This is a genomic window from Franconibacter helveticus LMG 23732 (assembly GCF_000463115.2).
In the GTDB taxonomy this organism is placed as follows: domain Bacteria; phylum Pseudomonadota; class Gammaproteobacteria; order Enterobacterales; family Enterobacteriaceae; genus Franconibacter; species Franconibacter helveticus.
This window is the reverse complement of sequence record NZ_AWFX01000030.1, coordinates 1-14,101: the sequence shown is the minus strand read 5'-3', so window position 1 is coordinate 14,101 and position 14,101 is coordinate 1. Positions and strand designations below refer to the sequence as shown.

The following is a 14,101-nucleotide window of genomic DNA, read 5'->3' as shown; positions in this document are numbered from 1 at the left end:
CCTCCCTGTGGCTCACCCCTGCGGGGCCAGCGCGTAAACGCGCTGTGCAAAAACGCTCCCGGCGTTTTTGTCCGAGTCCGGGCACCACTTATTCAGAGAACCCGCCCAAAAGGCGGGTTTTTGCTTTTGGGCTTTCCGGACTCTTCATCGAACTCCGTTCGATTGTTCGCCACCTCCCTGTGGCTCACCCCTGCGGGGCTAGCGCGTAAACGCGCTGTGCAAAAACGCTCCCGGCGTTTTTGTCCGAGTCCGGGCACCACTTATTTCGAACCCTCGCCTTTGGCGGGGGTTTTTGCTTTTGGGCTTTCCGGACGCTTCACAATCGAGCCGTAAAAATCCGCCGTCCTGTTTCCTGCGCCAGGGCCAGGCTCGCTTCAGGCGCCTCTAAATCCGGCACGAACAACACTTCAGAGGTCACGACCGGCGCGCCGCAATAATCGAAAATGCCATGATCGATTTGCGTTCGCATCGCCGCGCTGTAGCCATGCTTTTCATACGTCCCCTGCCCCGCCCCGCCAAGGCCAATGAGGTGTACCGGCAGGCGCGTCAGTTTCTTCACTATTCTGCCGTCGCTGCGCTCTTCATAAGCCCAGCCGTTGGCAAAAACGCGGTCAATCCACCCTTTCAGCATGCCTGGCATGCTCCACCAGTAAACGGGGAAAACGAGCACCAGCGCATCGGCGTTATCAATGCGCGCCTGCTCGGCAACGACATCAGGCGGCAAGGCAGCGGTTCGCTGAAAAGCGTCATAATCTGGCGCAGAGAACGCCGGGTTAAACCCTTCCTGCGCAAGGTCTGCGATCTCAACGCTGTTTTCCCGGTTAGCGCCGGTAATCCCCCGGGCGACAGCAGCGGCAACGCTGTGCGTCAGCGAAGTTTTTACCGGATGCGAAACGACGATTAATGCATGCATAGCGATACTCCTGTTGTCATCAAGCGATGTCAGACGTAATCTTTATATACTAACAGTAACCTACTAATGGTAACTTACCTTTGGTATATAGCCATGTCAATGGGGAAATCAGGCCATGCCGGAACCGCGTGCGCGCCAGCGTTTATCTCGGGAGGAACGCTATGAACAACTTACAGAAATGGCCTGGCGGATCATCCGCCAGGAAGGAACCGAAGCCCTGACGCTTGGGCACCTGGCGGCATGCGCGGGCGTAACAAAACCGGTGGTGTATGACCACTTCACCAGCCGCGCCGGGCTGCTGGCCGCGCTTTATCGCGACTATGACCAACGCCAGACGGCGAGAATGAATGAAGCCCTGCGCAACGCGGAGCCGAAGCTGGAAACACTGGCTTCAGTTATCGCGGAGGCTTACGTCGCGTGCGTGCTGCATCAGGGACGTGAAATGCCAAGCGTAATGGCGGCGCTTAACGGCACGCCGGAGCTTGAAAAGCTCCGCCAGGAGTACGCCGTCAGCTTTATTCGCCAGTGTCGCGACATCTTTGCGCCCTTTTGCGGTGATAAGCCGCTGGCAGACGCGCCGCTCTGGGCCATGTTCGGCGCCGCCGAAACGCTTTCCTGGGCCGCGGCGAAAGAGATGATTACCGAACAGCAGGCCAGAGATGAACTGCTCGAGGCGATCATTGCCATGGTACAGCGGCAGGCACGTTAAGCCTGAATCCTTCACTTACTTCCCCGCGCTTTACGTTACCTCGCTATACCCTGACCGGGGAGAATATCCCCGGCTTTGCCCTTCCGGCGCTGTTTTGCGCCCGTCTCTTCTCTCTCGTACAGGCCGGATATGCAAAACGTAGCCGTGGGTTCACAGCCGCCGCTTTGGGTGTTATGTTATAATATAACAATACTCGAAAAGGGTTTCGCTATGCCTCGCTTTACCTCCCTGCCGCTGCGCCCTACGCTGCTGACGCGTTCGGCTTTCTGGCGGCTTTGCGGCGTGACGCTGCTGCTTGTTCTGCTGTGGGGCGTCATCCGCTGGGCCACGCTGCTGCCATGATAACGCTCAACAACCTCGTCACCGGTTACGCAGGCAACGCCCTGACCGGCCCGCTTAATGGCGCTTTCCGCCCTGGCCGCCCTACCGCGATTGTGGGCATGAACGGCTGCGGCAAATCGACCTTGTTGAAAACGCTGGCGGGCTTTCTGCCGCCGCTCGGCGGTTCCGTTAGCTGGCCCGGCGATAAAAGAGCCATAGGCTGGCTGGCGCAGCAAAGCGAGCTTGATCGCCACTTTCCGCTCACCGTCAGCGACGTGGTCGCAACGGGCGCCTGGCCTGCGGTTTCGCTGATGAAAAGCCTGCGCGGCGAGACGCGCTCCCGCATCGATGCCGCGCTGGAACAGGTCGGGTTAACCGCGCTGCGCCGCCATACGCTCAATCGCCTCTCGGGCGGCCAGTTTCAGCGCATGTTGTTTGCCCGGCTGCTGGTGCAGGATGCGCCCGTCATGCTAATGGACGAGCCCTTCACCGGCATAGACAACCAGACAAGCGACGCCCTGCTGGCGCTTATGGCGCAACTCGCCGCGCGCGGCAAAACGCTATTGGTGGTGCTGCATAACCCGCAGATGGTCCGCTGTCATTTTCCCGAAACGCTCTGGCTTCACCAGGGGCGCTATCGCTGGGGTAAAACGACGGAAGTGATGCCGCCGCTCGCTCCTTATCCGTTGCCGCAGGAATGCTATGACACACCCTCTTTTTGACGCCTTTATCACCTTCGGCTTTATGCGCCGTTCGCTGGTCGCCTGCCTGGCGCTCTCGCTCAGTATCACGCCGCTTGGCGTTTTTCTGCTGCTGCGCAGAATGAGCCTGACGGGCGATGCCCTCTCCCATGCGGTGCTGCCTGGCGTGGCGACAGGGTATCTGCTTTGCGGCATGTCGCTGCTGGCGATGGGCGCTGGCGGATTTATTGTCGGCCTGCTGGTGGCGCTGCTTTCCGGCTGGGTAAGCAAAGCGACTTCGCTGCCTGAGGATTCAAGCTTCGCCGGGTTTTACCTCGGCTCGCTGGCGCTTGGCGTCACGCTGGTCTCCCTTCGCGGCAGCGGGGTGGATTTGCTCCACCTGCTGTTCGGTTCGCTACTGGCGGTGGACAACGCCTCGCTGATTTTCATCGGCGTAATCGCCAGCGCCACGCTGTTTATTCTCGCCCTGAGCTACCGGGCGCTGGTGATGGAGGCGTTCGACGCCGCCTTTTTGCAGGTGCGCTCGCGCCGTCTGCCCTCCGCCATTCACGCGCTGTTTCTGGCGCTGCTGGTGATGAACCTGGTGGCGGGCTTTCAGATCCTCGGCACGCTGATGACCGTGGGCTTGATGATGCTGCCAGCTATCGCCGCCCGCTGTTGGGCGAATCGCCTGCCCTGGATGCTGGCGCTGGCGGCGATAACCGGCATGCTCAGCGCGCTGCTGGGGCTAACGTGGTCCTGGTATCAGTCGCTGCCCGCCGGCCCGGCGATTGTGCTCACCGCCACCCTCTTTTTCTTCTTTTCGGTGCTGTTCGGTACAGAAAAGGGGATTTTTCCGCTCGTTAAATTAAAACAGTCTATAAGGTAAAGGAAACGATGAAACTGAAAACCACTGCGCTGGCGCTACTGTTTGCCGCCAGCCCCTGTGCGCTGGCAAACCAGGTTAACGCTGTCGCGAGCTTCTCGGTGCTGGGTGATATTGTCTCGCAGGTGGGGGGCGAGCATGTGCGCGTTACTACGCTGGTAGGGCCGGATGGCGACCCGCATACTTACGAGCCTGCGCCCAAAGACAGCCAGGCGCTGAGTCAGGCGGATGTCGTTTTCACCAGCGGGCTTGGGCTGGAAGGCTGGATGACGCGGCTGGTAAAAGCGTCCGGCACGAAAAACGCCCCGGTCGTCGCTTCGCAAGGCGTTGAAACACGCAAGATGAACGAAGACGGCGAAACTATCACCGACCCGCACGCATGGAATAGCGCCAGGAACGGCGCGATTTACGCCCGGAATGTGATGAATGCGTTAATCAAAGCGGACCCGGAAGATAAAGCCTATTTTCAGCAACGCGGCGAAGCTTACATTCAGCAGCTTGATAAGCTCGACAGCTGGGCGAAAGCGACCTTTGCCGCCATCCCTGTCGCGAAACGCAAAGTGCTGACCAGCCACGACGCCTTCGGCTATTTTGGCGCCGAATATGGCGTCACTTTTCTGGCGCCGGTTGGCTTTTCCACTGAAGCGCAAGCCAGCGCCAGCGACGTGGCGAAGCTTATCGCTCAGCTGAAAAAAGAGAACATTCACACCTACTTTATTGAAAACCAGACCGACCCGCGTCTGGTGCGGCAAATCGCCAGCGCCAGCGGCGCGCAATCAGGCGGCGAACTTTACCCGGAAGCGCTCAGCAAACCTTCCGGCCCGGCGCCAGATTACGTTTCCGCCTTCCGGCATAACGTGCAGACCATCGCCGCCAGTATGAAATAGCCCTCTTTTTCCCTGGCCGTCAGCCGCGGCCTGGGAAAATAGCGCCTGAAACGAAACGCTGTTTCCGTAAAAAGAAATAATCAAATAAAACATGATCCGGGTTAATAAAGCCGCATAAAGCCTGATAAAGCGCCAGCGCCGTTTTGCCGTTAATCACTCCATTCACTACACAGATGACGGCTAAAATGAAAAAAATTACCTTTACCCAAAAAATAATAATGAGCTTCGCCACGCTGGTGCTTTTTGTGCTGGTAATGGGGATAGTCTCGCTGTTCTATTTAAACCAGAGCAACAGGCAGGCGCAGGCGCTGCTCACGCAGAGCGTGCCGGCGGTGAAATATACGCTTGAGATGCGCGGCGTGCTTTCAGAACTGCGCCTTCAGCAGGTGCAGATGATTGCCTCCGCCACCCCTCAGGAGCGGGAGAAGCACCGCGGCGAGCTCGATCAGGCTATTGAGAATTTCCTGCACGCGCAAAAAAGTTACCTGGCGCTGGCGGCGAATAAAAAAGACGATCCGCTGGTTAAGCGCGTTGTGGAGAATTTCACCGCCTTTGCGGCGTCAAATAATGCGGTGCTGGAAGCGCTGCAACAGGAAGACATTACCCGGGCGAACCAGATTAGCGGCGATAATTCCCGGCAGTATCGCACGCAGCTGATGGCGGATTTATTAACGCTTGAAAACCGCGAAATCGCGGTGGCCGATGCCGACACCCAAAATACTGAAAAGACGTTTACGACCGCCCGCGCCGTTCAGCTTTCGCTGGTGGCGCTGGCGCTGCTGGTCTCTCTGCTTATCGCCTGGAAACTCATTACCAACCTTATGCGCCAGTTGGGCGGCGAACCCGCTCGCGCCCAGGCGGTTGCCGCGATTATCGCAGCGGGTGATTTAAGCCATCCCATCGAGAATAACGGCCGCGCCAGTATTATGGGCTCGCTGGCGATGATGCAGGAGGAGCTGCGTCGGCTTATTGCCGCCATACGTCACTCCGCCGACACGGTGCTTAACCACTCGGCGGAGATCGCAGCGGGCAACCGCGAGCTCTCCGCCCGCACTGAACAGCAGTCCGCCGCGCTGATAGAAACCGCCGCCAGTATGGAAGAGATCACCTCCACGGTGCGAAATAATGCGCAAAACACAATGCAGGCGAAAACCATGGCGGGCGACGCCGCCAGCCGCGCGCGTCAGGGCGGCGAAGTAATGGATCGGGTTTCCGGCACAATGCGCGATATCGCCGGAAGCGCCGATCAAATGACCGAAATCATTACGCTTATCGAAGGCATCGCTTTTCAGACCAATATCCTGGCGCTGAACGCGGCGGTGGAAGCGGCGCGGGCGGGAGAACACGGCAAAGGCTTCGCGGTCGTGGCGGGCGAAGTGCGAAGCCTGGCGCACCGCAGTTCGGAAGCGGCCCGAAACATCAAACAGCTTATCGATCGCACCACCGATAAAATGGGCGAAGGATCGCGGCTGGTCTCGCAGGCCGGGCAATCAATGGCCGATATTATTTCGACGATCACCCATGTTCGCGATCTGATGGATGAGGTGACGAACGCCACCGAAGAGCAGCAGCGCGGCATCGAACAGATAAACCAGGCGATAGCGGAACTGGACCGGGTGACGCAAAGCAACGCCTCGATGGTGGAAGAGCTTGCCGTTTCCGCCGACGCCATGACGGAGCAAGTCACGGCGCTTACCGGCAGCACCCGCGTCTTTACCCTGGCGCGCCAGGTAAACCCGCAGCCAGAGCATATTGCAGTATCTCGCCACGCAATTGCCTGATTTTACATGACAAAGCCCGCGCATGGGCTTTGTCACCGCTTAACGCCACGAGTTGCTAACTCTTTTCTTTGCGCCCTGCTGCTACACTCCAGAAACGTAAAGCTATCACCCATCACAAAGGCGGATCCCTTATGTCAGAACATGATTATCAGCCCCCGAAAGTCTGGACCTGGAACTCGCAGGACGGCGGCTCCTGGTCGAAGATCAACCGTCCCATCGCCGGTCCCACGCATGAACAGGATCTGCCGGTGGGCAAGCACCCGCTCCAGCTTTACTCTCTCGGCACGCCAAACGGCCAGAAAGTGACGATTATGCTTGAAGAGCTGCTGGCGCTTGGCGAAAGCGGCGCGGAGTATGACGCGCACCTGATCCGCATCGGCGAAGGGGATCAGTTCTCCAGCGGCTTTGTGCAGGTCAACCCCAACTCAAAAATCCCGGCGCTGCTCGACCGCTCCGCCGGCACGCCGATCCGCGTGTTTGAATCAGGCCACATTTTGCTTTATCTGGCGGAGAAGTTTGGTCAGCTGCTGCCGAAAACCCTGGCCGGGCGCACCGAGGCGCTGAACTGGCTCTTCTGGTTGCAGGGCTCCGCGCCCTACCTTGGCGGCGGGTTTGGCCACTTTTACCACTACGCGCCAGTGAAGATTGAGTACGCCATCAACCGCTTCACCATGGAAGCCAAGCGCCAGCTCGACGTGCTGGATCGCCAACTGGCGGAACATCCGTTTATCGCGGGCGATGCGTACAGCATTGCCGATATCGCCATCTGGCCGTGGTACGGCAACCTGATCCTCTCCGGGCTGTACGATTCCAGCGAGTTCCTGCAAGCCGACACCTACCAGAACGTAATGCGCTGGGCGAAAGCGGTAGCGGAGCGCCCGGCGGTGCAGCGCGGCAGCATCGTTAACCGCACCTGGGGCGATAAACAGCTTCCTGAACGCCACAGCGCGTCTGATTTTGACGCGCTCGGTCTGTAAGCCATAAAAAAAGCCCCCGAAAACGGGGGCTTTTTAATTCCAGCGGCTTAAGTTCTTTCTTAAGCCTCATCGCCGCATTAACGCAGATCTTTAATGGCGACATGGTCCATATCGTCAAAGACCTGGTTTTCTCCCACCATGCCCCAGATAAAGGTATAAGCGCGAGTGCCGACGCCGGAATGAATCGACCAGCTTGGCGAAATCACTGCCTGCTCATTTTGCACGACAATATGCCGTGTCTCCTGCGGCTGCCCCATCATATGGAATACGCAGCTGTTTTCTTCCAGCCCGAAGTAAAAATAGACTTCCATGCGGCGCTCATGGGTATGGCACGGCATGGTATTCCACAGGTTGCCCGGCGCAAGCTCCGTCAGGCCCATGCTGAGCTGGCAGGTTTCCAGCACATCCGGAATAAAATATTTGTTGATGGTGCGGCGGTTGCTGGTGACATCTTCGCCAAGCGTCACCGGTGAAACCTCGGCAGGCGTCACGCGTTTGGTCGGGAAAGTGGTATGCGCAGGCGCGCAGTTATAGTAAAAACGCGCGGGCGTAGCGGCATCAACGCTTTCAAACACTACCTCTTTCGCCCCTTTGCCCACATAGAGCCCGTCGCGCGGGTTCATTTCATAACGCGTGCCGTCAACGGTGATGATGCCCGCGCCGCCGATATTAATCACGCCCAGCTCGCGCCGCTCCAGGAAATAGCTCACGCCAAGTTGCTTGCCCACTTCGCCGCCCACGCTCACCGTGCGGCTTACCGGCATTACGCCGCCCACAATAATGCGGTCGATGTGGCTGTAAGTCATGGTGTACTCATCCGCTACGAAGATCTTCTCAATCAGAAACTCTTTACGCAGCCCGGCCGTATCCAGGGTTTTTGCGTGATCGCTGTGAATGCTCTGGCGAACGTCCATTATGGCTCCTCAATCTGTAGTTCCGGGGTTTAAGAAATAACCCAGGTGATTATTAACACTCAATATTCAAAACAATAAATAACAAGGTTTTTACATTAATTTTCACTGTTAATCATGGTAACAAACCGTCCGCTCAATAATGTGACCAAGATAACTAAAACAGCGTTTCATTACTATTGAATCAATATTCCATACAGAGGATAGTAGCACTTGTAAGTTAACGAACAGGATAAGCCAGAGACAAAAAACTTTTTTCTGCTTGCACGCTTTGATGCCTTCCGCTGCGTTTACGCGGTAAACGGCTCACCAGGAAACACATATAAGACGATGAAAAATAATGATTTTCATCGGCGGGATCGCTTTATCAAAATTTAGCTTCGGCGCAGAACAGATTGCAGAGGTATTTTCATGAAAATTAAAGCCACAATGGAACGCATCCCGGGCGGGATGATGCTCATCCCGCTCTTGCTTGGGGCAGTATTAAATACTTTTGCTCCACAAACAGGGGCTTATTTCGGTTCGTTTACAAAAGGCATGATTACCGGCACGGTGCCTATTCTTGCCGTCTGGTTTTTCTGTATCGGCGCTTCTATTGATTTACGCGCCACCGGAACGGTATTGCGTAAATCGGGCACGCTGGTGGTGACCAAAATCGCCGTAGCATGGGTTGTGGCGATGATCGCCTCAATGTTTATTCCGGATACCGGCATCCAGACCGGTTTTCTGGCCGGGCTTTCCGTTCTGGCTATCGTTTCGGCGATGGACATGACCAACGGCGGCCTCTACGCCAGCCTGATGAACCAGTACGGCACGAAAGAAGAGTCTGGCGCATTCGTACTGATGTCGCTGGAATCCGGCCCGCTGATGACCATGGTTATCCTCGGCTCCGCAGGCCTGGCCTCGTTTGAAGCACACCATTTTATCGGCGCCGTGCTGCCGTTCCTGATCGGCTTTACTCTTGGCAACCTCGACCACGATCTGCGCGCTTTCTTCAGCAAAGCGACGCCGGTACTGATCCCTTTCTTTGGCTTTGCCCTTGGCAATACCATTAACCTCGGCGTGATTATGGATACCGGCCTGCTCGGCGTGCTGCTCGGCGTGGCGGTTATCATCATTACCGGTATTCCGCTGATTATCGCTGACAAAGTGATTGGCGGCGGCAACGGCACCGCAGGCGTGGCGGCATCGTCCGCGGCAGGCGCGGCGGTGGCGAACCCGGTTATTATCGCGCAGATAAACCCGGCGTTTGAACCGGTGGCGGCTTCCGCTACGGCGCTGGTAGCGGCAAGCGTTATCGTTACGGCTATTCTTGTGCCCATTATTACCGCGCTCTATGCAAAGCATGTGGCGAAGAGCGTGCCGCAAGCAAAACCGGTAAGCGAACAATCGCTGCAAAGGTAAACAGAAAACCCCGCGAAAGCGGGGTTTCTTTTTGGTCAGCGCAGGCCAGCGCTTTCAGCGCCTTTTTACGTGACCGTTAAGACGCGAACACCTCATCCACCATCGCGCTGGCGAGGCGTGCGGCGGAGCAAAGTCGCGGCATACCGAGCGCCACGCTTTGCCAGGTTTGCGTCACGGACCAGGCGACGGGCTGGCGTTCCTTGTCGCTCCACGCGCCGAGCCAGCTCAGCGTATCTTTATAATTCATCAATCCCGGCGCGGCAGGCGTGGTCAGCCAGTGATGGTAAAAATGGCGCGTACGGGCAGACGCATTCACCGAGGCCGCCAGCTGATCGCACGCCATCTGGCGGCACCGGCTCAACAGGGCTTCGCGTTCTTTTGTTGGCCCCAGATATACCGCTTCGCCAAAAGCGCCCCAGCGCAGCTCCTCCAGCGCAACATAACATCGCCCTGCGGGGGACCAGGCGTTGTACCGTCCGCTGCGCCAGTGCGCCAGCACCTGCTCGCAATGTTGCGCAGCCTCTGCCGCTGCGTCACGTTGCTGAAACTGCGCCTGCGCGCGGGCCACGCGCTGATGAAACTGGGCGCAGAGCGTCTCCAGTTGCGAATGGCGAAGCGCATCGCCACCAGCGCGCTCCAGCACATTGTTGAGTCTTTCCGCCACCAGGCTTAGCGCCAGATAGCCCGGCTGGAGCAATCCCGCCAGCTGTTCCAGCCATTGCAGAAGCCGGACGTCCTGCTGCATCAGCGAACCCGCCGCCGCCCACTGGCGCAGCGGCGCTTTGTGCATAAATTCTTGCGTCAGACGTTCCCGGACGCTCTGCTGATGCGGCGCCAGAACCGTACGACGCGGCTCACGGAGATCCTTCGCTAAATCCACCATCAGCTTACTGCCGAGGCAGCTGACATGGCGCCCCGGGCCTTCCAGCAATAAATTGCTCATATTTACTGCTCCGCCTGAAAAAGCGTCTGGATATCATCACGCAACAGCCTAGCGTCTTCATGGATAAAGCGCGCCGTCGTAGCGCAGTGGTTAAGCTGCTGGCGAAGCTGAGACAAAGACGCCTCGCTTTGCTGGCGCGCCGTCAGGCTCTGGCGCAGGCTGGCTTCAATAGAGGCCAGACCCTGCTGATAATCGGCAAAAAAAGTCGCCAGCCCGGCCGTGACGGAAATATCAATTTGCGCATTCATCGCCTTGCGGATCTGCGCGCAAAAATGGCTGACATAGTGGCTGAGCCGCTCATGCAATTTATTCAGGTCAATCACGTAGCGGGCGCTGGTCATGGTGTAATCTTCCCAACCCCATTCGTTGCTGCCAAGCCAGCGCGCCATGGTGCTGCGCATGCTTGCCTGGCGGCGCGCCTGGGCGACAGGCACGCTTTCTTCGGCTATCGCCTCGTTAAAAAGCTGATGGGCATTGAAATTGAGCTGGCTCGACTGGAACGCAGGCAGCGAGATATGGGCGCGAAACCCCGCCTGGCTCAGGCCATCCGTCACGCGCGCTTCAATGGGCGCCAGCGCATCGCGTAAAATGCGGGCAAGGGCATTTTCCAGATGGCGGAAATGCAGTTCCAGCTCGCGGGTCAGGTTTTCCTGCACGGAAAGCAGGATCACCTCGCAGGAAGCGCGGAGTTTATGCATCATCATGCGCGCTTCGCCCTCTTCTTCCAGCACGATTTGCCGGCATCCGGGTTCGAAGTCGCTGCGACGCGATACCGCTTTGCTCATGGTGCTGCTGAGCTCGACAGGCGGCACCTTACCCGTCTGAAAATAAGCGCTAATCGCGTGTTGGATCTGCTTTTCATGGCCCGCGATACATTCAGCCCCGGTTTGCAGCGCAAGCTTGACCTCGTGCTGAACTTCGTCCCGCACCCCTTCCTGGCAATGCTGAAGCCGGGCGATATCCCCTTCCAGCTGAGTAATATTTTCCTGCAACTGCTCGCTTTTGATCTCCAGCCCCTGGCAGCGAAAGCCAAGGTACTCCTCTGCGCTTTGCGCATAGTTAAGCAGCTTATGCGAGGCGGAGCGCAGCGCATAGAGCGAAGCGTTGGCATGGGCGGCGTGCAGCAGGGCTTTGATGGGTTGCTCGAAAAGCGAATCTTCCCACAGCAGGTTCGCCGCATGATGAACGTGGTCCACATCGTTCAGATCCGCCGTCCGCCAGCGGCGGCCCATGGCCGCTTCGGCGAAATCCTGCACCCAGCGCTGTTCTGTATGGTCGGGCAGCGATCCGCGCAACGCCAGCTCGTGGCGGGCGCGGTTTGCCAGATCCCCCCACATCGACGAAACGGGGAAAACATGGTCAGGTTCTATAGCGCCTTTCATCAGGGTGCCGGCAATAAGCGCCCGCACCTGTTCTTCATCGTCGCTGTTGCGATCTTTCTGGTCGAACTTATTCACCAGCGCAAACAGCGGCACCGAGCGGCTGACGGCGGCCAGCGTCTGGCGCACCTCTTCATCGGAGATGGATTTCAGCTGCGTGTAATCCATGACCGCCAGCACGGCGGAAGCGCGCGAGATCTGCTCCTGCAACATACTCTGCAAATGAGGCTGTCCGGCTTCGTTAGGCCCCGGCGTATCTAATAAGGTCAGTTGCCCCCGCCCTTTCTCAAGGCCAGCGAGATGCATAAATTCCACTTCGATAACCGGAATATTTTCAATAGCCGCATAGGCGCTAAAAGGAAAAGGCACCTCCAGCGCGCCGGAAAGCCGTACTAAATCATTCAGGCTTTTCAGGCAGTGGAAAATAGGCTGCGCGCCGAGATAGTGTTTTTCAAACGTGGTGCCGCTGGCAATACGTTGCAGCAGGCTTTCCATGTCTTTATCAATTTCAAGCTGTAGGGCGAGCTGGTCGCGGGGGTAATTAGCAAGCCGCTGTTGCAGCGCCTGCATTAATGTATCAATGGGCCGCACGTGAGAGAAATGCAATACCGGCTCTTTTTGCCCGGGTAAATGCCGAATAAGCGTAGGCAACGCGGTCATCGGGCGATTGCGATTAGGTAAAACTTCCGTGCCGACAATAGCGTTAATCGTAGTGGATTTTCCCGCTTTCATCGTTCCGACGATAGCGAGCACCATCTCCTGATGGGTAATTTTTCGCAATTCGTTTTGCAGCGTTTCCTGCTGCGCGGCTACGCCCCTCGCGCTGAAATGCAGCGGATGTATAGTGGCGCTTCGGCCATTCCCTGCCGCGCCGTGGTTTTCTTGCATTCCGCAAGGCATCTGCTTTAAGGCGTTAAGATTATGCAATGCGAACTGAAGCAGTCGCTCTGCTTCCTGGCTTAATTCAAAAACTGTCTGTGTGTGCATGAAAAATCTTTCCTTAACACAAATTATCTGACTTTTGTGTCTTCTCTTTTTAATAATCTGAGACCGCTTTTTATAATTACGTGAGGAAAATATCTTGCGAATCACAACGACACCGGCGCACTTCCGGTTAATAAAATGCCATACCATCGCTGTGGTAAAATAATTTTTGAGCTATATAAGCAATGCCGGAATAGTTTCCCGCCGTTGCAGCGCAGTCCGCATTGACAGGCAATACAGAATAGCGTTTTTTAAGTGATTAAAAGGATATATCGCCCACGCTTTACCAGACGGGTTAAAGCGCTAAAGCCAGCCTGCCATATAAAGGCTAATAAGTTCCGTTCAGATAAGCCTCCTCAGAATAACACTGCGCGCTAATAAATCACGATATATGTTCACAGGCCGTAAAGAAAACAACCCCTGACGCTTCTTTATCTGAATGTGAAACTTATCATGAGCCTGTGGTTTGACAGGGTGTGTCACGCGAAGTGCATTATTCGCTTTTTTTCCTGCGGAATAACCCCGGAAAAAAGCAGGGAATTGCGCTATAATCGCCCCCCTTTGCGCGCAGGCGCCTGTAACTTTTCTCTAGCGGCGTAGCGTTTATCGCCAGCTTTACTGTTTTTAGAGGACACCTTTATGTCACTACCACACTGCCCTGAGTGCCAGTCTGAATACACCTATGAAGACAACGGCCTGTATGTCTGCCCGGAATGCGGCCATGAGTGGCAACCCGGCGAATCGGCCCCACAAAGCGATGCGCTGGTCGTTAAAGACGCGAACGGCAACCTGCTTGCCGATGGCGACAGCGTTACCGTTATCAAGGATCTGAAAGTAAAAGGCAGCTCCTCCATGCTGAAGATCGGCACGAAAGTAAAAAATATCCGCCTGGTGGAAGGCGACCACAACATCGACTGCAAAATCGACGGTTTCGGTCCGATGAAGCTTAAATCGGAATTTGTGAAAAAAAGCTGACTCTCTGCCCCGCCTTCGCGCGGGGCCGCTTCTTCTTTCCGTTTCCTCCGCCTCTCTTACGGTTATTCCCATCATCTGGCGCAACCCCACGCTAACTCGCTGAACGATTTGCAAACATGACAGAAAGCGGTAAGGGCAGGTTTATCGTTATAAATGGGTGGCGAGAAAAAGCATTAACGGCTTAAATTTATTTTTTGCGAAGTAAGTCACGCCATGTTTTATTCAGAGAGCGCTTTTTTATAATCAATAAAGTGGTGATTAAAGGGAGACTAATTTATTGGTGATGCTGCCAACTTACTGATTTAGTGTATGATGGTGTTTTTGAGGTGCTCCGGTGGCTTCTGTTTCTAT

Annotated in this window: 14 protein-coding genes; 9 read left to right on the top strand and 5 right to left on the bottom strand. The window is 56.4% G+C overall.

Features of this window, described 5'->3' with window-relative positions:
- Window positions 1–316: 316 nt before the first annotated feature.
- Window positions 317–913 carry an NAD(P)H-dependent oxidoreductase gene (locus DW56_RS08915; RefSeq protein WP_024553848.1) on the bottom strand — a complete coding sequence of 199 codons (597 nt, stop codon included), beginning with the start codon at window positions 911–913 and terminating at the stop codon, window positions 317–319.
- A gap of 115 nt (window positions 914–1,028) precedes the next feature.
- On the opposite strand from DW56_RS08915, the gene DW56_RS08910 reads away from it, so the two are divergent.
- The 5 genes from DW56_RS08910 (at window position 1,029) to DW56_RS08895 (ending at window position 4,396) form a co-directional block, all read left to right on the top strand.
- Window positions 1,029–1,622: a TetR/AcrR family transcriptional regulator gene (locus DW56_RS08910; protein ID WP_024553847.1), complete on the top strand. Its 594-nt coding sequence runs from the start codon at window positions 1,029–1,031 to the stop codon at window positions 1,620–1,622.
- Window positions 1,623–1,832: 210 nt separating this feature from the next.
- Window positions 1,833–1,964, top strand: coding sequence for a hypothetical protein (locus tag DW56_RS22980; protein ID WP_267879865.1), 132 nt, complete (start codon window positions 1,833–1,835; stop codon window positions 1,962–1,964).
- Window positions 1,961–2,665 (top strand): metal ABC transporter ATP-binding protein, encoded by a 705-nt coding sequence (locus tag DW56_RS08905; RefSeq protein ID WP_024553846.1) that lies wholly within the window; start codon window positions 1,961–1,963, stop codon window positions 2,663–2,665. Before DW56_RS22980 ends, DW56_RS08905 begins: the two co-directional genes overlap by 4 nt.
- Window positions 2,646–3,512 (top strand): metal ABC transporter permease, encoded by an 867-nt coding sequence (locus DW56_RS08900; RefSeq protein WP_024553845.1) that lies wholly within the window; start codon window positions 2,646–2,648, stop codon window positions 3,510–3,512. Before DW56_RS08905 ends, DW56_RS08900 begins: the two co-directional genes overlap by 20 nt.
- 8 nt (window positions 3,513–3,520) lie before the next feature.
- The gene (locus tag DW56_RS08895) at window positions 3,521–4,396 is read left to right on the top strand and encodes a metal ABC transporter substrate-binding protein (protein ID WP_029697515.1); all 876 of its coding nucleotides are present in this window, start codon (window positions 3,521–3,523) and stop codon (window positions 4,394–4,396) included.
- A gap of 19 nt (window positions 4,397–4,415) precedes the next feature.
- On the opposite strand, the gene DW56_RS22685 is transcribed toward DW56_RS08895, so the two are convergent.
- Window positions 4,416–4,628 (bottom strand): hypothetical protein, encoded by a 213-nt coding sequence (locus tag DW56_RS22685; protein ID WP_162489550.1) that lies wholly within the window; start codon window positions 4,626–4,628, stop codon window positions 4,416–4,418.
- On the opposite strand from DW56_RS22685, the gene DW56_RS08890 reads away from it, so the two are divergent.
- On the top strand, window positions 4,615–6,177 hold the full coding sequence (locus DW56_RS08890) for a methyl-accepting chemotaxis protein (RefSeq protein WP_234409216.1): 1,563 nt from the start codon (window positions 4,615–4,617) through the stop codon (window positions 6,175–6,177). The two genes, DW56_RS22685 and DW56_RS08890, sit on opposite strands and share 14 nt — an antisense overlap.
- Window positions 6,178–6,308: 131 nt before the next feature.
- Entirely contained in the window at window positions 6,309–7,154 is an 846-nt protein-coding gene (yghU, locus tag DW56_RS08885; protein ID WP_024553842.1) for a glutathione-dependent disulfide-bond oxidoreductase, read from the top strand.
- A gap of 77 nt (window positions 7,155–7,231) precedes the next feature.
- Here the strand turns inward: yghU and kduI are convergent, their stop codons facing one another.
- Window positions 7,232–8,068, bottom strand: a complete 837-nt coding sequence (gene kduI, locus DW56_RS08880; RefSeq protein WP_024553841.1) for a 5-dehydro-4-deoxy-D-glucuronate isomerase — start codon at window positions 8,066–8,068, stop codon at window positions 7,232–7,234.
- Window positions 8,069–8,476: 408 nt separating this feature from the next.
- Here kduI and kdgT point away from each other — a divergent pair, with 408 nt between their 5' ends.
- Window positions 8,477–9,469, top strand: a complete 993-nt coding sequence (gene kdgT / locus DW56_RS08875; protein ID WP_024553840.1) for a 2-keto-3-deoxygluconate transporter — start codon at window positions 8,477–8,479, stop codon at window positions 9,467–9,469.
- 76 nt (window positions 9,470–9,545) lie between these two features.
- Here the strand turns inward: kdgT and DW56_RS08870 are convergent, their stop codons facing one another.
- A complete protein-coding gene (locus DW56_RS08870; protein ID WP_024553839.1) occupies window positions 9,546–10,412 on the bottom strand; it encodes a diguanylate cyclase regulator RdcB family protein in 867 nt (288 codons plus the stop codon).
- A gap of 2 nt (window positions 10,413–10,414) precedes the next feature.
- Window positions 10,415–12,778 (bottom strand): clamp-binding protein CrfC, encoded by a 2,364-nt coding sequence (gene crfC / locus DW56_RS08865; RefSeq protein WP_024562262.1) that lies wholly within the window; start codon window positions 12,776–12,778, stop codon window positions 10,415–10,417.
- A gap of 636 nt (window positions 12,779–13,414) precedes the next feature.
- Between crfC and DW56_RS08860 the strand changes: the two genes are divergently transcribed.
- On the top strand, window positions 13,415–13,750 hold the full coding sequence (locus DW56_RS08860) for a zinc ribbon domain-containing protein YjdM (protein ID WP_024555076.1): 336 nt from the start codon (window positions 13,415–13,417) through the stop codon (window positions 13,748–13,750).
- Window positions 13,751–14,101: the final 351 nt, after the last annotated feature.